The sequence below is a fragment of the Chryseobacterium sp. genome, from assembly GCF_022869225.1.
Taxonomy (GTDB): Bacteria; Bacteroidota; Bacteroidia; order Flavobacteriales; family Weeksellaceae; genus Chryseobacterium.
The window spans coordinates 3,212,748-3,234,888 of the sequence record NZ_JALIHL010000001.1 but is presented as its reverse complement, the minus strand read 5'-3'; the positions used below and the strand labels follow the sequence as shown (position 1 = coordinate 3,234,888).

The following is a 22,141-nucleotide window of genomic DNA, read 5'->3' as shown; positions in this document are numbered from 1 at the left end:
ATAACTAATATTTTTTCCACAAGTTTTCCACAAGCGGTTTATTTTATGAGAAAAAAATTGCCGCGTCTGTTTCAGCGATAATGATTCTGATATCCAGAGGTAAACTTGTTATTTTGAAAGTCTACACCTGAAAAATTTACCTGACTATAGAAAATGAAAGCGGGAAAATTCCGGTACAATGGTTAGGAAAAGGTCAGTATATCTTAGTGTTGCCGGTTTGGATATTTAATCCTGAAAACTGGAAAAAAACATTTTGGTCAACGAAAATCATCAGGAGATTTTTAGACCTACCATGCCCGGACTCTATGTTATCAGGCAGGATTGGCAGGATGATAGTCCCGGAACTTTCTAAGGCCAATCTTATGGAAAAATACGGTATCGTAATAATTACTGTCTTTGGCCAACTGAAGATCTCATTATAAAATAAAAGCCCGGATTCATAAACCCGGGCTTTTTTCTTTACCAATCCTATCTTAAAATTTCATGGAAACACTTCCAAGAAAACGGGCTGGAGCCTGCGGCGTTAAACGTACTGACCAGGCTTTTTCATTGGTGATATTATCAAATTTCAATCCCACTCTATACTTCGGCTGATCATAGAAAATCCCCAGATCAAACATGGTATAGGAAGGTATGATGACTTTTGCGGTCTGTGTATTGGTTTGGTAAGAAGAAGATCCCATATTTCCTCCGCCGCCTATTCCCAGCCCTTTCAGTTTACCCTGCGGAATACGGTAGCTGATCCAGAAGTTAAACATATTGGCAGGGCCTGATAATGCAGGTCGTAAGCCATTAACGGAAGGATTAGCGTTAGTATATTTACTGTCATTATAGGCATAGCCTGCCACCATGTTTAATCCATCAACCGGATTGGCTGTCAGTTCCGCTTCTATTCCTTTACTAAGCTGTGTCCCATCCTGGATGGAATAGTTGATATCCTCCGGATTGGTTCTCAAAATATGATCTACCCGGATATTGTAATAGCTTAACGTTCCTACAAGTCTGTGATTGAATACATCTGCCTTTACTCCAAACTCAAGCTGGTTGGCATATTCAGGTTTGAAAGTATTACCATTGATATCTACTCCGCTGACGTTGTTAAAGCCATTCATATAATTTCCAAATAAAGAAAGTTTATTTCTGAATACCTCATACACCACACCGAGCTTAGGCGAAAGGGCAGTCTGCCCATAGGGCCCCGACTGTACTCCACTGTTACTTAATCCGCCTTTTATTTCACCTGTAGTGATGTCATAGACTCCTTTAAACTGAAATCGGTCTACCCTTAAACTGGCCATTATCATAAGCTGATCGGTGATATTAAAAACATCCGACACATAGGCCGCATAGGTATTGTCACCATTATTTTCTTTTCTGAAAGCAGAAGTTGCCGTAAGGGCGTCAATCGTATTTCGGTTCACTCTAAAATCTGCTGAAGGATGAACAAAATTAAAGACTTTAGTATTGGTATGATAACGGTCAAAATGATTGGAATTGTTATAATAATCCAATCCCACGACCATTCTGTTTCTAAAGCGTCCGATCCGGAAGTCTCCAATAAAATTCTGCTGGATATTGGTCGCAATAAAAGAAGTGGTTCCTACCATTACCTGGGCACTTGCCGTAGAGTCTGTTTTTCCGTTGATTGCTGAGATGTATCCGTTGATGGTTGACCTTGCCCTGGACAAGATAGTCTGGGAGGTCCAGTTTTCTGAAATCTTGTAATTCAGCTGGGCAAAAATATTCATCATCTGCGTTTCATACGCCAGATCATCGCTTAAAAAGTTTTTATAATAAGGAAACTTCATATCAGCAATAGACTGTGTTTTATTTCCTCCTGTATAAGGATTAAAACGGACCACTGAGGTACCTTTTGCCTGGTTGAATTCCACATCCAGGAGAAGCGACATCCGGTCGGTAATCTGGTAAGAAAAACTAGGAGCAATGGCTAAAGAATTGGTAAATCCCAGATCCTGGAAGCTTTTTTCAAAAGTCCCGGCAGCATTGAGGCGGAAAAGAGCTGTTCTGTTTTTATTGATCGGTGTATTGAGGTCTAAGGTCAGGCGGTTATAATCCCAACTTCCTCCTACATACCCAACTTCTCCTCCAAAATCATTGTAGGGCTTTTTGGTTACCCGGTTATACACTCCACCATAACTGCTCGCCACACTTTTCCCAAATAAAGTGGCAGAAGGTCCTTTAATGGCTTCTATGCGTTCAAGGTTTACAGGATCAATCACTGAAAATGCAGCTCCTGCTACGCCGTTTCTTGCATTCGGTTCTGTTTCAAATCCCCTTGAGCGGAATGTGACCCTTCCCTGATTGGCTATCATAGGAACTCCTGCTCCGGGTACATTTTTAGAAATACTTCCTAAATCTACCGCTACCTGCTCCTGAAACAGTTCTTTGGTCACGGTATTATATACCTGAGGATTTTCAAGATTTTTCAATGGCATTCTTGCTACATAGCCGCTTTCTTTTTTTGAAAACCGGTTGGTATTCTTCATAATAACGACCTCCTGGATCGCAAGAATATTTTCTTTTGTCAGCTGATAATCAAGCGTATCGGTTTCTCCGGGCTTCACTTCAATAGGAAGACGTATTTCTTTACTTCCCAATATCTGTAGTTTTACGGTATAGTTTCCTGCATTCAGATTTTCAAAATGGTAATATCCGTCATCATCTGTCAGGGTCTGCCGGTCCGTTTCCAATAATGAAACCGATATTGATCTCAGAGGCTGCCCGTCAATCATATTCACTTTTCCGGTGATTCCTCCCTGCAGATCCTGTGCATACATTTTTGTCAGGCTTATCAGAGAAAATACCAAGATTAAAAAGGGCTTGGTCCATTGGGTTATTTTGCGGTTAAACAGTTCATCGGTTTGTTTTCCAGGATTGATTATTTCCCTTGTCAGAAGTACATTTTCACTACATTGTATCATTTTTTCAGCCTTATTTAAAGTGATTATAAATAAAAGTGCAAAATAACGGAATAGTAAAGTCACGCACAATATTAATTTAAATTATTCTAAATAAAATATAAAATAACTCTAATAAAACAGATCAAAAAAAACAGAGGATCTGCTAGTGCTCTCTTATCATACATTCCTAAATTCTTTCTAAATCATCTTGTTATTTTGTCTTGTTTTTAAACAGTATTAAACGAATTTGAATAATCTCAGAATGAGTAAAGTATCTAATTTTGTTATGTCAAAATATATCTTCTGCACTTCATCATGGGCTGTAACGGGCTTTATGATCCCGCAGTCATTAAAATTAATTTTGAAGCAATTATCTATGATGTTCAGTTTAAAAAAAATATTCATTGTCTTATTTTTAACCGGTCTTACAGGAAGTTCTATTCAGGCACAGATCAGTCCGCCAGGGCTGGGGGATGCCAATTCAGCGTTCTGGTCTGCCGTTGGAGTCAGACGCAAGCTCGATTCCTTAGGGGAAAAACAGGCTCTAAGTTATATTGCCATTGGACGTAAGAGCAGTCCGGACCATCATAATATGTTCTCAAAACAGGCTATTTTTGTTGTAAACCATGAGGTATACCACTCTTTTGCCCTTCATCAGCAATACAGCTATGCCATCAGCTACCGCCGGCAGCCTCAATACGAAAGCACTGCGCCTTACGAAAAAGAAAACACGGAACAGGAATTCAGGATATACGGGAGATATGCCTATACTTTTGATCTTGGAGAAAAATGGAAACTTAAAAATACAGTCCGGCAGGAATTCAGAAAATTTTTTGATGCTGATTTCAGGAAAGTGGAAGAAGATTTCCAATTAAGAACCCGTGTCAAAAGTCAGTTAACATACAATCTATCTCCCAAAAACAATCAAAAGCTGGCCTTAAGCGCAGAAGCATTATTTTCCATTAGCCATCTGAATGAACCCGATTCACAATGGACTTCTTTCGGATATCGGGAAATGCGTATTGCAGCCTATTATATGTTTACTATTCCCCATTCTCCTTTTACAGTAGATATAGGCTATATGGATGATCTGATCAGAGACAGCAGAAGTATTCATCACGGCGGTGTTCATTACCTTGCGGCAGACCTGATCTGGAATATCCCTTATCATAAGAAATAATCATTTGAATAAAAAAATCCCAATCATCTCTGACTGGGATTTTTGTTTGGAAAACATAAAGTCTTCCTGCAATATAATTAGTATGAATGTTTGGTGTAAAATTTTAATTGCATAATGTCAGAAACTGGCGGCTCATGTGTACCCTGAATTTTGCTTCAGCTCTTGACCTGGCATAAATAGTATGTTCAAAAGCCCGGATCGTTTTAAGCTTCCTGTCAATAAATTCAGCGATATCTACAATGGAAAAAATAAAATCCTTATACAATGCCATATTTACCGTCTGTCCATAATAAGGAAGATAGGCTTTTAAAAAAGGAAGCACCTTCTGATGACGGTTATAGCTGATACAATATCCTACTCCTTCTACAGAAGTGATTATATCATAATTATTGAGGTAATCCAGGATATTTTTACTGCCATTCAAGGCATCGTTATTTTTTGAGCAGTACTTGTTGATTTTATCCAGAATATGCTGTGCATACTCCATCATCGAAATATTTTTAAATTCAAAGACTTGGTTAGGATTCTTTTTAGATGAAATTCCCTTTTCACAATGGGTACAGAAAGAAATCCCGATCTTTTCATGATAAGGAAAAAAGCAGTCTTTAATTTCAATAGAAGCATCCGCCTGTACGCTGTCATCTCCAAAATTGTAATACACGTAGGGGCTGTACAAATTGGCAAGAGCTTTCAGATAATCTATTTCGCTTGTATTGTTATATTCTTCAAACCATTTTTCAAGGTTGTCGTAATAGTGGCTTTCAAAGTCTTTAAAGTGTAAGTAAAATGGTAATTCCATAGCTCTGTAATTTTGATAAAACAAAGCTATTGCAGTAATGCGACAAAACTTGACGTAATATATTTTTTTGTATCATGCAGTTTGATAAGACAGCCAAGATCCAAGATCCGAGAGGCAAGACAGGGGCTGAAGATGGGAGACCGGAGACAAAAATTACAAAACCAACAACTTTAAACCCAGAGCCAGCAATGAAGACGCTAGATGTCAGACTATAGAGACTGAGCCCGGAATTTTTTGATGGATGACCTTTGCTTTGAAAAGTTAACAGGGTGAAAAAACCGACAGATAAAGCAAAGCCGATCATTCAGCTCAACTTCCCAGAATTGTCATTCGTAAATTTCACTTCACAAATGAATAATCAATGATTTTACCCTAAAAAAACTGACAGGCAAAACAACCTGATCATTCAACTCACATTTTCAACTTTCAACTTTCAATTTCTCATTCATTACTTATCATAGTTCTTCATCACATATTCAAAGTAATGGATCATTTTCAGATAGTTTTCTATACTGAGATATTCGTTGGTACTGTGGATACTCTGCTGTTCGGAACTGTTGATTTTAATAGGCATAAACCGGTACACGTTTTTGCTTACAATTTCATATTTGGCAGCATCTGTCCCGGCCATAGTAAGATATGGCGTGACAATGGCGCCGGGATAAATTTCTTTGATTCCTGCCTGTATCATTTTGAATGCCTTGGTATTGGTAGGAGATATTGCTGAAGCTTCTCTTGTATTGTCTATTTCTTCTACTTCCACATCAAAACCTTTGGTTGCTTTTGCAATATGGTCTTTGACCTCTTTCACCGTGTTTCCAGGAAGAAGCCTGAAATTGACCACAAATTCAACTTCAGGAGAAAGCACATTGGTACCGTCACTTCCTTTCATCATAGTTAAAGCCGTGGTAGTTCGTACCAATGCATTGGTCGTATTATTTTTAGTAAGCTGTGATAATAATACGGGCTTTAAGAGCCACTGATTGGCAATTGCCAGTCTGTTGGCAAACGGCATTGCCCCACCGATATTATCAAAAAATGCTTTAATCAGCGGAGTGATGGTGGGTTTCATCTGATCATCTTCCAGGCGCTGCATAATGACAGCTGCTTTCCCGATAGCACTTTCCATAGGAGGCATCGAAGAATGGCCGCCAAGCCCTTTTACTTTTATTTTTGCTGAAAGAAACCCTTTTTCTGCACACCCCACTACAGCAACATCAGAATCAATTCCTGATACGCTTCCTTTCCTCATGATCAGTCCGCCTTCATCATAAACGGCATCAAACCTCAGCCCTCTTTTTTTAAAATAATCCGCAATCTGCACCGCTCCTTTTTGTCCGCCTACCTCTTCATCAAAACCGAAGGCAAGATACACGTCACGCTGTGGAATCTGTTTGTTTTTAATCAAACTGTTCATTGATTCCATCAGGGAAAAAAGCATTCCCTTCATATCGATAGCCCCTCTTCCATAGATCCTTCCATTGGCAACGACTCCCGAAAAAGGGGCAAAATCCCAGTCTTCTGCAATTTTTGCAACGGGAGGCAACGGTTTATCATCCGGACGGAATATATTTTCTTCTTTACTTTTCACATCTGCATCTCCCGGAGGAACCACATCCATATGAGAAAGAAAAAGGATAGGTTCCAATGACGGATTACTTCCTTTTAACCGGAATACCAATCCATGTTGATTGACTTCAACGTATTCCGTATTCTGATATACCAGTGGATAAGATGCTTTCAGATATTCTTTAAACTGATCAAACGGAGCATAATTAAATTCCCCCAAACTGCCGGTAGAAACGGTAGGAATCTTTATTCCTCCGGAAAACCGCATCACTGCAGAATCATTTTTCACCGGTTTCCATCCTTCGTCTGCTACAGCGGTGTTTTTCTTAAAAGGGTATGTATAGGTCTTAATAAGAAGTACTGCCGCCAGAATAACGAGAATACCCAAAATAATTAAAAGGATTTTTTTCATGGTAGAAAATTTTTGTGAAATAGTTTGATCCTATAAATATAGCAAAGTATTTTTTCTTTAACAATTGTACAATCAAGCTTTTCTGCTGATCTACCTGAAAATTCACTTCATTTCAAAGTGCCCCAAAAATATCATGGTGATGTCTACAGTCGTTGTCCCCAGTGTAGAACCATCATGAATACAGTTATCTGTAGGCGCTATATAAAATTCGTATGGTTTTTGCTTTATTCTCAATACCGGATAATCCGGAAAATAGGTAAGGAAAAAACGAACGATATTGGTATTGTTGACATTTTCTTTTTTCACATCCATTTTCTTCTTCAGCATATTATAAATCTGGAGAATACTCAAATTGATAAATAAGAAATACCTTGATTCCTGCCCTAAGTTAATGGATAAGCGATTACCATGTTTGTGGGATGATCCCACAGTCATCTGCCTGTTGGATGAATCTTTATGAAGTCCGATAAACCGTACTTTATCCGGGGCGAATTCTTCCGGCATTCCTCTTCTGTCGAATGAAGTCGTTTCACAATTAGGATAGCCGGCTCCCACACAGAGAAAAGAATAGCCGCTTTGAGAAAGGCCGTTTAAGAAAGTATGCAGGTTTTCGTTCAGCTGCTCTACAATTTCTTTATTGTTGTAAAAACAGGCAAGCGTTTCTTTCTCATTGGTTGCCGTATGAAGATGAAGCTGCTGGAATAAGCCTTTCATCTCTTCGGAAATTTTTCCGACTACAATTGTATTATAATCCTTTCTAAAATGGTCTGTTTTTATTTTTGACAGGGCTGAACCACTGACTTTTTTCCAATCTTTTTTAGGAAGATAGGACTGCGGTTCATATTGTGGCTCACACTCTACATGATCCCATACAAATTTTGCTGATGGATGATCTTTGCTGGAATGGCTTCCGGTATTGATCGTTACAGCCTCTTCAAATTCTACGTCGGTGCAAAAAATTTTAATTCCGCTTTTTAATTCCATAATTAATAATTGTCAAAGATTCCTACATAAACAATAGTGATATCAAAGCCTTTATTTCCTAATGTGCTGCCGTCATGGATGAAGTTATCAGTAGGTGCAATATAGTATTCATAAGGCTTTACCTCCAGTCTGATCACCGGATAATCCGGAAAATCTCTCATAAAATTTTCAACAATATTCTCTGTGGTCACTTTTTTCCCTTTATACAGATGATAAATCTGTCTTAGCGTCAGATTGATATAATACAGATAGCGGGATTCTTCACTGACATTGATTGATATCCGGTTATTTGACTTGTAAGCCGTATAAGGAGTAAACCTCCGGCTTTCGTCAATATGTAAACCTGTATACCTCACATGCTCCCTGTTGATCAGGTGGAATGTAGTGGTCTCCCTGTTAGGCTGAGCTTTGGCAATTCTATGAAACTTAAAATCCTGAACGGAAGACTTTTCCTTTAGAAATGTATCCAATTCCTCATTGATTTGAGTTATCAGCTCTTCATTTTCTTTAAACTTTGGATCTACATCAAAAAGACTTTCACATTCAGATAACTTCAGCTGCTTGATCAGGTGGGTTATCTTTTCCGGTATTTTTCCAACAGAAACCGACTTTGAAAACGGAGTACCGCTGGTATCCGTCATGACTATCCGGTATTCCTTGTCTGTAAGCTGCCGCCAGCTGTTTTTCGGAAGAAAAGCATTGCTTAGATACTCTACCTCTGTAATATCCTTTACGGGTTCGGTTCCGGTATTGATAAGGATTTGCTGTTCGATATTATCAATTCCGTTATTATATAATTGAAGTCCTTTTTTTAACATACTAGACTAAATGATTTTAATTTGTTCCTGATTTCACCATCCGTTTTTACCACCACTTCTTCATTGATCTCATCTACAATTTCTTCATAATTGGCCTCGCTGGCGTCCAATGATGCATACACTTCTTCCGGAAGGCTGTTGATAATGTCATTCTGAATATGGGAAACCAGTTTGATCATATCATGGCAGTAAATTGTAGGATTATCGAAGCCTTTATCATTGGAATAGCGGTTGCCGAGGAATCCGCCTCCACATATATCATAGATGGAACAGTTCAGACATTTATCATTCACCATATTATGGCTGTTGAAGAAAACATCAAATAATCTGTCCTCATGCAATGCCTCAATAGCATGCGTATGAATATTGATATCATTTCTCGTAATTCCTTCATAGCATGCGCGGATAGAATCTGAGACTTCTAAATTTCCGTTGGTTTCAAGAACTGCAACCCCATTCTTAAGCCTTCCCAGCATTTGGTCTCCTGTCTGTTCGCCCATGATCAGTTCTATGATGGTCTGGAAAAAACGGATGACGGGTCTGTCACTGTCATTTTTCCAAAGTTCGAACATTTCAATTAACCAGTCAGCATAGGGAGTATAATGCAGGGTATTGATTCTCTGCTTTTCAACATTTTCCGGTAAGTTGTCATAATGACCATCGGGTAGCAGAATGTTAAACCCCGGTATGCCTGTATTTTTAACTTCCTGATAAAATTCTGCAGGTGAAATATCCAGATTAACGACGGATAGTATATTATTCATTCCATATTGTTTACCCCGATCAATCGCTTTGATGACCTGCTCATAAGAGCCTTTACCATTGTGAAAGACACGGTATCTGTCGTGATGTTTCTTTGGTCCATCCATACTGATTCCCACCCTGATATTCAGTTCCTGAAACAACGTATACCATTCATCATCAAGGCTTACTCCATTGGATTGCAGGGCAAAGTCAAATTTTACATTTTTAATGGTAGAGGTAAAGATCTGAATAGCCTGTCTGTAGTGATCTTTACTCCACAATAACGGCTCTCCGCCATGAAATACAATCTGAACAAATTTTGAGTTATTTTTCTGGCAGTAATCATTAAGTTTCTCTGCGAAAACTATAATGGTTTCAATGGACATGAATTTAGGCTGAGAGAGGTAGGTTTTATCTCCCAGGTTATACATATAACAATAAGAACAGTTGAGGTTACAACGGCTCGCAACCTTTAAAACAAATGAGATAATATTTTCCATAAATTTTGTTTAAGAAAGTTCCCCATTAGTTTGAAAAACCAATGGAGAACACATGAAAGTAGCTTATGCTCTTAAAAATGTACCTGTCCTGTTGTAGGCTGCAGAAGCACCCGTATCTGCTATAGCAATATCGCAATCACCAGGCTCAAGTCCCGTTCCCGGACCTGTCTGTCCACCAAAAACAGATTTATACAAATCCATTCTTTCTGAAGATTTGATGGTTTCTTTTAGTAAACTTTTGTTCTCTAAGTTGGAAACCAATTTTACTTTTTTCTTTTGCATGTTTAAAAATTGTAAGGTTAATAGTTTTGCCGTCAGTAAGGACACGGCAATGGCCCTGATTATAAAAATAATTAACCTATCTAGCTGAATTACCTAGAAGGCGGAAGGATTATACTCTTAAAAATGGTCCTGTCCTGTTGTACGCTGCAGAAGCACCGCCACCTTCAATTGCGATATCACAATCACCAGGCTCAAGTCCGGTTCCCGGATCTGTCTGCCCACCAAAAACAGATTTATACAAATCCATTCTTTCTGAAGATTTAATGGTTTCTTTCAGTAAACTTTTGTTCTCTAAGTTGGAAACCAATTTTACTTTTTTCTTTTGCATGTTTAAAAATTGTAAGGTTAATAGTTTTGCCGTCAGTAAGGACACGGCAATGGCCCTGATTATAAAAATAATTAACCTATCTAGCTGAATTACCTAGAAGGCGGAAGGATTATACTCTTAAAAATGGTCCTGTCCTGTTGTACGCTGCAGAAGCACCGCCACCTTCAATTGCGATATCACAATCACCAGGCTCAAGTCCGGTTCCCGGATCTGTCTGCCCACCAAAAACAGATTTATACAAATCCATTCTTTCTGAAGATTTAATGGTTTCTTTCAGTAAACTTTTGTTCTCTAAGTTGGAAACCAATTTTACTTTTTCTTTTGCATGTTTAAAAATTTTAAGGTTAATAGTTTTGCCATCAGTAAGGACATGGCAATGGCCCTTGTTATAAGAATAATGAATCCGTTCCAGCTGAATCGCTTAGAAGGTGGAAGGTAATTATACTCTTAAAAATGTACCTGTTCTGTTGTAGGCTGCAGAAGCACCTGTATCTGCTATAGCAATATCGCAATCACCAGGCTCAAGTCCGGTTCCCGGACCTGTTTGTCCACCAAAAACAGATTTATACAAATCCATTCTTTCTGAAGATTTAATGGTTTCTTTTAGTAAACTTTTGTTCTCTAAGTTGGAAACCAATTTTACTTTTTTCTTTTGCATGTTTAAAAATTTTTAAGGTTAATAGTTTTGCCGTCAGTAAAGATCCGGCAATGAATAAATTGTTGATTTTGCCATTAGTAAGGACATGGCAACCGTCCTCATTTGTAATCAGTGAACGATCATAAAGAGTACATTATACTCTTAAAAATGGTCCTGTTTTATTGTAAGCCGCAGATTCACCGCCGCCTTCAATTGCGATATTACAATTATCAGTTCCAAGTTCAATTCCTGACTTACCACCGAAAACTGCTTTATACAGATCCATTTTTTCTGAAGATTTGATCGCTTCTTTTACAAGACTTTTGCTTTCTAAATTGGAAACCAATTTTACTTTTTTCTTCATATAAAAAATTGTAAGGTTAATACTAACGCCATCAGTAAGGACATGGCAACCGCCCTCATTTATAATAAAAATGAACTTTTTTATTTTATTCGCTGTTTGACTTCATCAAATTCAGTATCCCGGTCTCTTTTTTCCTTCACTGTTTTTTTCCCGAAAGCGTAGCTTACTGCCAATGCAACACTCCTGGTATCGTAATAGTAGTTATCATACACTCTTAAATCCCCAACATCCACCTTATAGCGGTCTTTATTACTTCTGAAAAAATCCTGACCGGAAAGGGTGATATTCCAATCTCCTATTGCTTTCCTGATTCTTATCTCTGTTTCCAGCCTGTTTCCTATACGGGTGTTGACAATGGTTGCGGGAAATGAATTGGCAGCAATCACCGTACAGGTAAGCCCTGCAGCTTTGGAGATGGTGAAGGTCTGGTTGGCGGAAATATTCAGTAAAAATGTTTTATTATGAATGGGCAGCCCTTCATATTCGCCTTTTGATACCACGTATCCTGTTAAGACCGATGTTGTGATCTTCCACCATGGAAGAATCTGTCCGTAGTATACAATGCTTCCGGTATAACCATATTTATCCCCATAATTCACTCTTTTATTCACGATAACATTGCCGGAAGGATTATAGGGTAAGGCATAAAACTCATCTATAGTCTGGCTTGCTGCAAGCTGAAAAACATAGGTAGATTTCTTCTTTTTTACCGTATGGCTCATCTCCTGTCTGTAATAACGAGAAGGCTGTAGAAAAGGATTTCCTTCAAAATAGGTCTGATCTGTTAAATATGTCCTGAATGGGTTTACATCCCAGAAACTCGGACGCGTAATCCGGCTTGAAAGTGCAAGATTAAAGCTGTTGCCTTTATCATTTACATACCGTAGAAATGCTGTTGGAAATAAACTGATATAATTCCTGTTCACCGCTTTTATATTTTCAAGCCAGCCATTGGCCAACGTGTTCTCAAGGCGTGCCCCAACCTGATAAGACCATTTTTTATTAACCGTATGGTTTAATGTCGCGTATAATGCATAAATATTTTCTTCATACCTGAAATCATTACTTCTTGTGCCATCTTTTACCCAGCTGCCATCAGCCGTATTATTTTCAAAAAGCAATTCGTTATTGATCTTTGAAAAACTCATTTTTCCGCCAAAATCCATCGATACCTCTTTATTAAAAGGCCATTCGAAGTCAACTTTCAAAGATTGATTCCGAACATTCTGAGGAGAGGAACTTCTGAATGTATTTCCTGCTCCCACAGGAGCTAAAAGTATTGTTTCTACCAGTGAATTATTGGATGAATCATAAAAAAGCGCATCATAGTCTACGCTGAACCTTTTCCCTATGGAGTCCAGTTTGGCCACATAGTTGGCATTCAGCGAATAGGTATTCGATCTTAATTTATTGCTGTTGCTGGTAAGGGAAAGAGAATCTCTGCCGGCATAGAAATCATGACTACGGGCTTCCCTGCTTTCCTCATCCCATGCGCCTGAATAATCGAACAGAATTCCTACTGTATTTTTAGCATTAATCTCGTAATCTATTCCCAGATTGACCCCTCCAAATTGATTCTCGTTATTATCGTTAGAATTAATTTCTCTTTTTTGCAGTGAATATCCTTCCGGATATATAATTTCTTTTCTTGCATCGGGCTTACGGTTTCTTGCTCCATAATACATGGAAGAATAAGCACTCCATTTCCCTTTCCGGTAATTAAAATTGGCGCTTGAAGACTGGGAGTTCACTCTGGTTTGTCTTGTACTGAGCACCCAACTTCCGGTCATTCCGTCATTCTTACTTTTTTTCAGGACAATATTAATGATCCCGGCTCCTCCTTCGGCTTCATATTTACTGGATGGAGTCGTCATCACCTCTACCGCTTCCAGGTTTTCTGAAGGAAGGCCGCTCAAATAACTTTTTAATGCAGTACCGGATAACTGTTTTCTCTTTTCATTAATGTAAACAATAGCATTGGATGTTCCTGCGATCTGAATATTTCCGTCAGTGGAAGCTGTCACCAACGGTGTTTTTTCAAGCACTTCCCATACATTATTTCCTTTCGTGAGATCTGAATTGCCCACATTAAAGCGCAGCCGGTCTGCCTTAGATTCTATGAGGGATCGGTTGCCCTCAATTTTAACTTCAGATATATTTTTTGTGATATTCAGACGAAGATTGACCACAGCATCTTTTGCAAGAGCCACTGAAATTGCTGTATCTTTTTCATAGACCGGATAATTGAACGTAAGTCGGTAATTCCCTTTTTCTAAATTTTGGAATTGATACTGCCCCGACGTATTGGATACCGCCACCCATGACTTTTGGGAAGAATTCACAAGACTGATCCTTACAAACTCTAAAGGTTTGTTTTCCTGATCGGTTATATTCCCGGCTATTGAAAATTGTGCGTAGGATAATTGAAAAAAGATTATTAAAAAAAAAGCAATGCTCCCCCTCATCATTATTCTTTTTTAAACTGAAAACTTATTTCCCAGTGTTCCATAAATTCCCTATCAGATGGAACCTGACAAAAGAGTAAGGAGAAATAAGTGATTCGTCATGTTAGTTATAGTTTTTGTTAGTTTTTGGTTACCGTGTTTTTAAATCTTTACCGGAAGGATTTAAGATTTTTAGAATTCCCTGGTACCGGAATACAAACAACGGCATTCTTCTGTCTGCATAAGCCTGTTAAAAATACAAGAGCAGGTCTGTACAGAATCTGTATTAGAAGACTCCTTTTGATCATTAGTTTTTTTTTACCAATGTATGTATTGATGGCAGTTGAAACTACAAATTAAAGAATTGGCAAGCGTTACTTCTTAAAAAAAAAGATATCAAATCATAAAAAAATAAATCATCAATTTAATACAAATATATGATTATCAATATTTTAACCTTTTTCATTTTTTAGGGATTTATTACTACTTTTGTTACAGTTATTTTTTATGATTTTTGCAATTTTCCGATATGAAAAAAATATATTTTCTACTGCTTTTCCAATTATGTTTAATAACACCCATTTTTTTTATTCAGGTAAAAGGAGTACAAAAATTGGAAAATTCAAAAAATTCCGTTAGTAATGATGAAAAGTGGAAAAAAAAATTAATTTATTTAGATAGTGCAAAAAAAGAAAAAAGTCCGGAAAAATCTGATATTATGTTAAAAAAAAACATTATTCCGGAAGGAGAAAGTCAAAACAATAACAGACTCCGGTCTTCAATTTTATCAACAGAGCCTGATCAAAAAAAACGGCTGAAACAAATACTGCATTAAAAAACACGATAAAAAAAGGACAAGCTGTCTATACCGTAAGTATATCTATTGGAGCGCTACTCATTCTTGGTCTGATATTCTTTCTCGATAAAGAAATAAAGAAAAGAAAACATTATCAGAAGCTGTATTATGAGTCTATAAACATCAAAAGGAATGATTTCCCCTTAAGTCAGCAGGGCATTGCTGACAATGACCGCGATATGATCAATACTAACATTGACAAAACTGATATTGAAATTGCCTCAGATAGTGACACGCACGATATTCCGGCTTTTGCGGAGGCTGACGATATTGACCTGAATCCCAAACTTGTGGACAATGTCCTTAAAGAACTTGAGCTGTTTGAAAAAAACAAAGATTTTTTAAAGAAAAGAGTAAGCCTGGAAAGCCTTTCACTGCAATGCGGAACCAATACCGCCTACCTGTCCAAGATCATCAACCATTATAAAAAGCAAAATTTCAAAGCCTATGTTAATGATTTAAGACTTCATTATGTGATGAACCTCTGGACCAACCATAAAAAAAGCCGGAAGTACTCTATACAGGATATCGCGGGGAAATCAGGCTTCAGCAATGCCCAAAGCTTTTCAAAAAAGTTCCAGGAAAAATTCGGGGTTTCGCCTTCCTCTTTCCTGAAACAGTTCAACTCCAATATGGAGCTTGAGAATGAGGTAAGAAACGAAAGCTAAGCGTTTAATTTCACTTAAATATGGAATATTATATTGAACTGACACTTATAGAATATTACATTTATGTTATATTATAAAAATAAAAATCTAATACAGAAAAATTATTTAAATCATCCATATAATTAAAATATTTTTCATACAATGCTTTATCCACGGATAAATATTCATGATTAAAAAAGTCTACAGTAACGTATTGTATATACTCATCTTTATGTAAGATTGCCTTTATTTTAGATAAGTATGTATCCTCTATGAAAAATATAGGATAGTCCGCATATATATATCCAACGATATTATTTTCAATCTCAACTATAGCAATTTTTTCTACTTCAGGTTCGTAATTGACATTAAAAAATTTACTCAGTTCACTAACAATACTATGGAAGTGATCATACTTCCAGTTTACATCTAAATTTACTGCCTTTTTAATAAAATATGTTATATCCATAAGTTAGCCATAGTTCTACTTTCCTCCTTAAGCCTGAATTTTATCGCTTTGAATGCTGTTTCAGGTAATTTCCGTCAATCGTAGCGGTCACCTCGCTTAGAAAATCCTGAGCAAAGGATTTAACGTACCACATCGCTTCCTATGCAGACAGGCCGTAACATGTGTATAAAGTACATACACAGAGACACATTTTTTTCATCCCCTGTTATTTTGAGTTGCTGTAGTTATTTTCAGTCTGGATCCGGTGCAAAATTATTCTTTTTAGTTCATTCTAAAAAGAATAATTATTTTGATTGAGTATAAATTAATTCCATATTTTCCGATTTGATTTTCACAAAAACAAAGGTATCCCAGGAAGACAACAGAATTGGCATACAACAGCAAAAAGGGCCAATCCAAAAGAATTGACCCCAAACATTAACTGTTTATTGACTGAATTATGATGTTTCTTTATTTCCAGCCGCCTCCCAGGCTTTTGTAGATATCGACTACCGTACTTAATTGTTTCTGTTTTGCTTCAATCAGTTCCATCTTAGCATCCAGCGCATCTCTCTGGTTCAAAAGAACTTCAAGATAATCTGCTCTGGAGTTTCTGAACAATTGATTTGCAATGTCAATAGATTGGTCCAGGGCTTTGGTTTCCTGGGATTTCAGTTGATAGTACTGATCTATATTTTTAATTTTCGACATCATGTTGGCAACATCCAGATACGCATTTAAAATCGTCTTGTCATATTCATACAAGGCCTGGATCTGTCTGGCATCAGCCGTCTGGAAGTTAGCCTTGATAGCACTTTTATTAATCAGCGGTCCTGCCAGCTCACCGGCAAGGTTGTATGCTATAGATTCCGGCATTTTAACCAAATAAGAAGGTTTGAATGCTTCCAGTCCCAGTGTTGCAGAAATCTCCAGTGAAGGATAGAATTCTTTTCTTGCTGCTTCCACATCCAGTTTTGAAGCTTTTAATTCTAATTCTGCCTGTTTGATATCCGGACGGTTCGACAGTAATTGTGACGGAATTCCGGTATAAACAGTTTGAGGGATGGTAGACATAAAGCTTTCCTTCGTTCTCACAATAGGCTGCGGATATCTTCCCAGCAAAGCATTGATCTCATTCTCCTTTTCAGTAATCTGCTGACGGATTGTATATTCCGAAGCTTTGGATTTAGCTAATTCTGCTTCAAATTTCTTTACCGCTAATTCCGTAGCCGCGGCAGCTTCCTTCTGGATCTTAGAAATTTCCAGTGCCCTTTGCTGAAGCTTGATATACTGCTGCATAATGTCCAGCTGATTGTCAAGAGCCAGTAACTCGTAATAATTATCCGCGACTTCTTCAATAAGATTAGACAGCACAAAGTTTTTTCCTTCAACCGTGGAAAGATAATGAGCTACTGCTGACTCTTTCTCAGTTCTGAGTTTTTTCCAGATATCAACCTCCCAATTGGCCATTATTCCGCCTTCAAAATTCCCTAATGGGTCCGGCATTTCTCTTCCGGGCTCTATTTCTGTAGTGGCATCCCCAGCTCCTTCACTGGTATAACGGCCGGACTTTCTCAGACCGGCTCCTACTCCTGCAGAAACTGTTGGGCTTAGCCTGCCTTTTTTAGCCAATACTCCACTTTTGGCAATTTCAATTTCCTGAAGCGTGATCAGAAGTTCCTGATTATTCTTTAATGCAGTTTCAATCAGGCTTACAAGATTGGGATCAGTGAAAAATTGTCTCCAGGGAGTTGTTCCACTGTTGTTGTTTGCATCCTGTTGCTCTTCCTGGTTGAAATTTTGAGGTATATTTTCTTTTACCTCATCTTTTATGACTGTCGCCATCGGAGCTTTACAACTTGCAAGAAGAAGTGGTAAAGCAATGGCGGCGAATATATTTTTAATCTTCAAATTTTCCATCATGTTCGTACGGTTCAGTTTGTTCTGTTAAAGGATTTTCTTCTTCATATCTCGCCAGTCTGGACTTTTCAGCAATCGTTCCGAAGATATAATACAACCCTGGAATAACCATCAGTCCGAAAATGGTACCTATCAGCATCCCTCCGGCTGCCGCTGTACCAATCGTTCTGTTCCCCACTGCCCCGGGACCTGTTGCTATCACTAAAGGGATCAGCCCGGCAATAAATGCAAATGAAGTCATCAGGATCGGACGGAAACGGATTGCAGCCCCCTCAATAGCTGCCTGTGCTACAGGAATTCCTTCTTCTGCCTTCTTCTGTACGGCAAACTCTACAATCAGCACCGCGTTTTTACCTAAAAGCCCGATAAGCATTACCATGGCCACCTGTGCATAGATATTATTCTCTAATCCTAAAAGTTTTAAACATAAAAAGGCTCCGAAAATCCCCACCGGAAGTGATAGAATAACAGGAAGCGGAAGAATAAAACTCTCATACTGCGCAGAAAGGATCAGGTAGACAAACCCCAGACAGACCAGGAAAATAAACACAGCTTCATTACCACGGCTTACTTCATCTTTGGAAATCCCTGCCCAGTCGATCCCAAAACCTCTCGGAAGAGTTTTATCAGCGACCTCCTGAATCGCCTGAATCGCCTGTCCGCTACTGTATCCCGGTGCCGGCGTTCCGCTCACTTCTGCAGAATTATACATATTATGTCTTGTAATTTCAGATAATCCATATACTTTTTCAAGTCTCATGAAATCTGAATACGGAACCATCTGATCTTTATCATTTTTCACATACAATTTCAACAAATCTGTTGGCAGTGCACGATATTGTGGTCCTGCCTGAACAATAACCTTGTAAGGTCTGTCGAAACGGATAAAACTCGTTTCATAGTTGGAACCGATAAGTGTAGATAAATTATCCATTGCTTTTTCAATAGTAACGCCTTTCTGCTCTGCAAGATCATTATCTATTCTCAGCATATACTGAGGGAAACTCGCCGAATAAAATGTAAATGCAGATCCCAGTTCCGGACGCTTCTTCAGTTCCTTCACAAAATCATTGCTTACCTGTTCCATTTTATGATAATCACCACTTCCTGCCTTATCCAGCAAACGGAGTTCAAAACCTCCTGCAGCTCCATAGCCGGGAACGGAAGGTGGCTGGAAGAATTCAATATTGGCTCCGGGAATATTCTTGGCCTTTTCTTCCAGCTTTTCAATAATTTCAGAGGCAGACTCTTTACGTTCTTCCCAGCTTTTAAGGTTGATCAGACAGGTTCCGGAGTTGGATCCTGTCCCTTCCGTCAGAATTTCATATCCTGCCAGGGAAGAAACAGACTGTACCCCGTCAATATCTTCAGATTCCTTTAAAAGCTCCCTTGCAATCTGATTGGTTCTTTCCAGTGTAGATCCCGGAGGAGTCTGAATAATGGCATAGATCATCCCCTGGTCTTCAGCCGGAATAAATCCTGAAGGCAGCGAGTTGCTCAATAAATAAGTACAGACACAGAAAGCCAGTAATAACGGCAGCGTGATCATTTTTTTGGTCACGGTCTTATTCAACATCTTCTCATATCTTCCGGCTCCTTTTGTAAAAACATTATTGAATTTATCAAGGAAGATTGTAACCGGTGTTTTCTTTTTAGCCTTTCCGTGGTTATTTTTCAGGATCAAGGCACATAATGCCGGTGTCAAAGTAAGGGCTACAACTCCCGACAAAATAATGGAGGATGCCATTGTAATAGAGAACTGGCGGTAGAATACCCCAACCGGCCCGGACATGAATGCAATAGGAATAAATACCGATGCCATTACTAATGTGATCGCAATAATTGCCCCGCTGATCTCATGCATCGCTTCTTCAGTAGCTTTTAAAGGCGAAAGATTTTTCTCCTCCATCTTGGCGTGAACGGCTTCAATCACTACAATTGCATCATCGACGACTACCCCGATTGCCATTACCAGAGCAAAAAGCGAAATCATATTTAAAGTGATCCCAAATGCAGACATGACTGCAAAGGTCCCTACCAATGAAACAGGAACCGCCAGTGCGGGGATTAAGGTGGAACGCCAGTCTCCCAGGAAAAGAAATACAACAATTGCCACCAATACAAAGGCCTCGAAAAGGGTATGGATCACCTTCTCCATGGAAGCATCCAGGAACCTGGAAACATCATAGCTGATATCATAATGCATTCCTTTCGGGAAATTATTTTTCTCAAGATCCGCCATCAAAGCCTTTACATTTTTGATAACATCACTTGCATTGGATCCATACGACTGTTTTACAGTGATTGCCGCTGAAGGCTTACCATTCAGGGTCGAATAGATATCGTACATCGAACTTCCGAATTCGATATCTGCCACATCTTTCAGCCTTACAGATTCGCCATCTGTTTTTGCCTTTAAGATAATATTGCCATATTCCTTTTCACTGTTAAAACGTCCAGGATATTTTAACACATATTCAAAAGACTGGGAACGCTTCCCGGAACTCTCCCCGGTTTTCCCCGGAGAGGCTTCCAAACTCTGCTCGTTCAGAGCCTCCATTACTTCATCAGCTGAAATATTGTAAGCGGTTAATCTATCCGGTTTAAGCCAGATACGCATTGCATATTCCCTGGTTCCGAGAATATCGGCAAAACCTACCCCGCTTACCCTTCTCAATTCAGACATTACATTGATATCTGCATAGTTGAAAAGAAACTTCTGATCCGCTTTGGGATCATCACTGTAAAGGTTGATATACATCAGCATATTCGGTTCTTCACGGGTAATCTTCACCCCTTCCCTTACCACAAGAGGAGGAAGTTTATTCACCACTGAAGATACACGGTTTTGCACGTTGACTGCTGCAACATTAGGATCTGTACCCAGGTCAAAGACAATCTGAATAGAGGCTTCTCCGTCATTTCCGGCATCCGAGGTCATATATTTCATACCCGGAACCCCATTCAACCCTCTTTCCAACGGAATAACCACGGATTTGATCAACAGTTCATTGTTGGCTCCGGGATATTCTGCCGTAATATTTACTTTCGGCGGAGAAATGGACGGGAACTGAGTCACCGGAAGCTTGACCAATGACAAAATCCCTAAAAATACTATAATCAATGAGATTACAATAGACAGAACAGGTCTGCGAATGAATTTCTTAAACATATTTCTTCACTTTAGAGTACACTACTCTGCTTTTAATTTCAATGATTGAAGAACCTTTTTAGGATCTTGGAATTTTGTTTTTATCTTTTGATCATCTTTCACTTTCTGAACGCCCTCCAAAAGGATCTGATCCCCTTTTGAAAGTCCTGATCCTATAACATACAGATCCGGAAGCTCATATGCGATTTTAATGTTTCTGGATCTTGCGGTTCCGTTTTTGTCAATAACAAATACATATTTCTGATCCTGAATTTCATAGGTTGCTTTCTGTGGGATGATCAGTGCATTGTGGACAGGCATTGCCATCTGCACTTTTCCGGTTTCTCCATTTCTAAGAAGTTTATCAGGATTAGGAAACTTGGCACGGAACGCAATATTTCCGGTCTCGTTGTCAAATTCTCCTTCAATCGTCTGAATTTCTCCTGGTTGAGAGTAGGTTTCTCCATTAGCGGTAATCAATGAAACCTGCTTGCTTCCACGATCTGCAACATGCGTCTGATAACTTAAATATTCAGGTTCAGAAACATTAAAGTAAGTGTAGATACTGGTATTATCAGACAGTGAGGTAAGCAGATCACCTTCATCAACCAAACTTCCCAGTTTTAAAGGAATTCTGTTGATCACCCCGGAAAACGGAGCTTTAATATCAGTAAATGACAGATGGATCTGGGCCAGTTTCATTTCAGCATTGGCAGCATCCAGCTTGGCTTTTGCCATTGCTCTTTCATTTTTAGAAACAATATTGTTCCCGGCCAATGTACTTGCATTTTTCAATTCGATAGAAGCCTGTTCTACTTCAGCTTTTGCCTTTAAAAGCTCTGCCTGATACAGTTTCGGCATAATACGGAATAAAGTTTGTCCGGCCTGCACGTACTGGCCTTCATCTACAAAGATCTTTTCAAGGAACCCTTTTTCCTGAGCCCGGACTTCAATATTTTTCACCGACTGGATCTGGGCTACGTATTCTTTGTGAATAACGGTATCCATGACCACCGGAGAAGTTACCGGATATACTGAGGCTTCTTCTTTTTCCTCTTTTTTCTTGTTACAGCCAACAGCCAATAGCAGAATGCTCAATGCAATGCCCGAGGCAACTCTTTTCATCATAATTCTAGA

The 22,141-nt window shown here is 38.7% G+C and carries 19 protein-coding genes; 3 read left to right on the top strand and 16 right to left on the bottom strand.

From position 1 onward, the window contains the following. Positions 1 to 473: 473 nt before the first annotated feature. Positions 474 to 2,942: a TonB-dependent receptor gene (locus tag MUW56_RS15155; RefSeq protein ID WP_292013963.1), complete on the bottom strand. Its 2,469-nt coding sequence runs from the start codon at positions 2,940 to 2,942 to the stop codon at positions 474 to 476. A gap of 265 nt (positions 2,943 to 3,207) precedes the next feature. Here MUW56_RS15155 and MUW56_RS15150 point away from each other — a divergent pair, with 265 nt between their 5' ends. Further along, positions 3,208 to 4,101, top strand: a complete 894-nt coding sequence (locus tag MUW56_RS15150) for a DUF2490 domain-containing protein (RefSeq protein ID WP_292013962.1) — start codon at positions 3,208 to 3,210, stop codon at positions 4,099 to 4,101. A gap of 103 nt (positions 4,102 to 4,204) precedes the next feature. Here the strand turns inward: MUW56_RS15150 and MUW56_RS15145 are convergent, their stop codons facing one another. The 11 genes from MUW56_RS15145 to MUW56_RS15095 all read right to left on the bottom strand — a co-directional run bounded on the left by MUW56_RS15145 (position 4,205) and on the right by MUW56_RS15095 (position 14,006). Continuing rightward, positions 4,205 to 4,900, bottom strand: coding sequence for a hypothetical protein (locus MUW56_RS15145; RefSeq protein WP_292013961.1), 696 nt, complete (start codon positions 4,898 to 4,900; stop codon positions 4,205 to 4,207). A 448-nt stretch (positions 4,901 to 5,348) separates the two neighbouring features. Next, on the bottom strand, positions 5,349 to 6,881 hold the full coding sequence (locus tag MUW56_RS15140; protein WP_292013960.1) for a M20/M25/M40 family metallo-hydrolase: 1,533 nt from the start codon (positions 6,879 to 6,881) through the stop codon (positions 5,349 to 5,351). Positions 6,882 to 6,983: 102 nt separating this feature from the next. Next, positions 6,984 to 7,865, bottom strand: coding sequence for a hypothetical protein (locus MUW56_RS15135; protein WP_292013959.1), 882 nt, complete (start codon positions 7,863 to 7,865; stop codon positions 6,984 to 6,986). Between the two features lie 2 nt (positions 7,866 to 7,867). Further along, a complete protein-coding gene (locus MUW56_RS15130) occupies positions 7,868 to 8,683 on the bottom strand; it encodes a hypothetical protein (protein ID WP_292013958.1) in 816 nt (271 codons plus the stop codon). After that, a complete protein-coding gene (locus MUW56_RS15125) occupies positions 8,677 to 9,927 on the bottom strand; it encodes a radical SAM protein (RefSeq protein ID WP_292013957.1) in 1,251 nt (416 codons plus the stop codon). The genes MUW56_RS15130 and MUW56_RS15125 overlap by 7 nt, the downstream gene beginning before the upstream one ends. Positions 9,928 to 9,990: 63 nt before the next feature. Beyond that, entirely contained in the window at positions 9,991 to 10,209 is a 219-nt protein-coding gene (locus MUW56_RS15120) for a hypothetical protein (protein ID WP_292013956.1), read from the bottom strand. A gap of 109 nt (positions 10,210 to 10,318) precedes the next feature. After that, a complete protein-coding gene (locus MUW56_RS15115; protein ID WP_292013955.1) occupies positions 10,319 to 10,537 on the bottom strand; it encodes a hypothetical protein in 219 nt (72 codons plus the stop codon). Positions 10,538 to 10,646: 109 nt separating this feature from the next. Further along, complete coding sequence (locus tag MUW56_RS15110) at positions 10,647 to 10,844, bottom strand: hypothetical protein (protein WP_292013954.1); 198 nt, start codon at positions 10,842 to 10,844, stop codon at positions 10,647 to 10,649. A gap of 132 nt (positions 10,845 to 10,976) precedes the next feature. Next, the gene (locus MUW56_RS15105) at positions 10,977 to 11,195 is read right to left on the bottom strand and encodes a hypothetical protein (RefSeq protein ID WP_292013953.1); all 219 of its coding nucleotides are present in this window, start codon (positions 11,193 to 11,195) and stop codon (positions 10,977 to 10,979) included. 133 nt (positions 11,196 to 11,328) lie between these two features. Continuing rightward, positions 11,329 to 11,538 (bottom strand): hypothetical protein, encoded by a 210-nt coding sequence (locus tag MUW56_RS15100; RefSeq protein WP_292013952.1) that lies wholly within the window; start codon positions 11,536 to 11,538, stop codon positions 11,329 to 11,331. Positions 11,539 to 11,618: 80 nt separating this feature from the next. After that, positions 11,619 to 14,006 (bottom strand): TonB-dependent receptor, encoded by a 2,388-nt coding sequence (locus MUW56_RS15095; protein ID WP_292013951.1) that lies wholly within the window; start codon positions 14,004 to 14,006, stop codon positions 11,619 to 11,621. Positions 14,007 to 14,511: 505 nt separating this feature from the next. Here MUW56_RS15095 and MUW56_RS15090 point away from each other — a divergent pair. Further along, positions 14,512 to 14,817, top strand: a complete 306-nt coding sequence (locus MUW56_RS15090) for a hypothetical protein (RefSeq protein ID WP_292013950.1) — start codon at positions 14,512 to 14,514, stop codon at positions 14,815 to 14,817. Between the two features lie 200 nt (positions 14,818 to 15,017). Then, complete coding sequence (locus MUW56_RS15085; RefSeq protein ID WP_292013949.1) at positions 15,018 to 15,506, top strand: helix-turn-helix transcriptional regulator; 489 nt, start codon at positions 15,018 to 15,020, stop codon at positions 15,504 to 15,506. A gap of 61 nt (positions 15,507 to 15,567) precedes the next feature. Here MUW56_RS15085 and MUW56_RS15080 read toward each other — a convergent pair whose 3' ends face one another. The 4 genes from MUW56_RS15080 to MUW56_RS15065 form a co-directional block, all read right to left on the bottom strand. After that, on the bottom strand, positions 15,568 to 15,954 hold the full coding sequence (locus tag MUW56_RS15080) for a hypothetical protein (RefSeq protein ID WP_292013948.1): 387 nt from the start codon (positions 15,952 to 15,954) through the stop codon (positions 15,568 to 15,570). 450 nt (positions 15,955 to 16,404) lie between these two features. Next, the gene (locus MUW56_RS15075; RefSeq protein ID WP_292013947.1) at positions 16,405 to 17,856 is read right to left on the bottom strand and encodes an efflux transporter outer membrane subunit; all 1,452 of its coding nucleotides are present in this window, start codon (positions 17,854 to 17,856) and stop codon (positions 16,405 to 16,407) included. Next, positions 17,834 to 21,025, bottom strand: coding sequence for an efflux RND transporter permease subunit (locus MUW56_RS15070; RefSeq protein ID WP_292013946.1), 3,192 nt, complete (start codon positions 21,023 to 21,025; stop codon positions 17,834 to 17,836). Before MUW56_RS15070 ends, MUW56_RS15075 begins: the two co-directional genes overlap by 23 nt. A gap of 21 nt (positions 21,026 to 21,046) precedes the next feature. Continuing rightward, positions 21,047 to 22,129, bottom strand: a complete 1,083-nt coding sequence (locus MUW56_RS15065) for an efflux RND transporter periplasmic adaptor subunit (RefSeq protein ID WP_292015419.1) — start codon at positions 22,127 to 22,129, stop codon at positions 21,047 to 21,049. Positions 22,130 to 22,141 lie beyond the last annotated feature (12 nt).

Bases quoted from the DNA above. Each gene is read 5' to 3' on its own strand.
- MUW56_RS15155 (WP_292013963.1), bottom strand. From the start codon at position 2,942: ATGATACAATGTAGTGAAAATGTACTTCTGACAAGGGAAATAATCAAT.
- MUW56_RS15150 (WP_292013962.1), top strand. From the start codon at position 3,208: ATGTCAAAATATATCTTCTGCACTTCATCATGGGCTGTAACGGGCTTT.
- MUW56_RS15145 (WP_292013961.1), bottom strand. From the start codon at position 4,900: ATGGAATTACCATTTTACTTACACTTTAAAGACTTTGAAAGCCACTAT.
- MUW56_RS15140 (WP_292013960.1), bottom strand. From the start codon at position 6,881: ATGAAAAAAATCCTTTTAATTATTTTGGGTATTCTCGTTATTCTGGCG.
- MUW56_RS15135 (WP_292013959.1), bottom strand. From the start codon at position 7,865: ATGGAATTAAAAAGCGGAATTAAAATTTTTTGCACCGACGTAGAATTT.
- MUW56_RS15130 (WP_292013958.1), bottom strand. From the start codon at position 8,683: ATGTTAAAAAAAGGACTTCAATTATATAATAACGGAATTGATAATATC.
- MUW56_RS15125 (WP_292013957.1), bottom strand. From the start codon at position 9,927: ATGGAAAATATTATCTCATTTGTTTTAAAGGTTGCGAGCCGTTGTAAC.
- MUW56_RS15120 (WP_292013956.1), bottom strand. From the start codon at position 10,209: ATGCAAAAGAAAAAAGTAAAATTGGTTTCCAACTTAGAGAACAAAAGT.
- MUW56_RS15115 (WP_292013955.1), bottom strand. From the start codon at position 10,537: ATGCAAAAGAAAAAAGTAAAATTGGTTTCCAACTTAGAGAACAAAAGT.
- MUW56_RS15105 (WP_292013953.1), bottom strand. From the start codon at position 11,195: ATGCAAAAGAAAAAAGTAAAATTGGTTTCCAACTTAGAGAACAAAAGT.
- MUW56_RS15100 (WP_292013952.1), bottom strand. From the start codon at position 11,538: ATGAAGAAAAAAGTAAAATTGGTTTCCAATTTAGAAAGCAAAAGTCTT.
- MUW56_RS15095 (WP_292013951.1), bottom strand. From the start codon at position 14,006: ATGATGAGGGGGAGCATTGCTTTTTTTTTAATAATCTTTTTTCAATTA.
- MUW56_RS15090 (WP_292013950.1), top strand. From the start codon at position 14,512: ATGAAAAAAATATATTTTCTACTGCTTTTCCAATTATGTTTAATAACA.
- MUW56_RS15085 (WP_292013949.1), top strand. From the start codon at position 15,018: ATGATCAATACTAACATTGACAAAACTGATATTGAAATTGCCTCAGAT.
- MUW56_RS15080 (WP_292013948.1), bottom strand. From the start codon at position 15,954: ATGGATATAACATATTTTATTAAAAAGGCAGTAAATTTAGATGTAAAC.
- MUW56_RS15075 (WP_292013947.1), bottom strand. From the start codon at position 17,856: ATGATGGAAAATTTGAAGATTAAAAATATATTCGCCGCCATTGCTTTA.
- MUW56_RS15070 (WP_292013946.1), bottom strand. From the start codon at position 21,025: ATGTTTAAGAAATTCATTCGCAGACCTGTTCTGTCTATTGTAATCTCA.
- MUW56_RS15065 (WP_292015419.1), bottom strand. From the start codon at position 22,129: ATGAAAAGAGTTGCCTCGGGCATTGCATTGAGCATTCTGCTATTGGCT.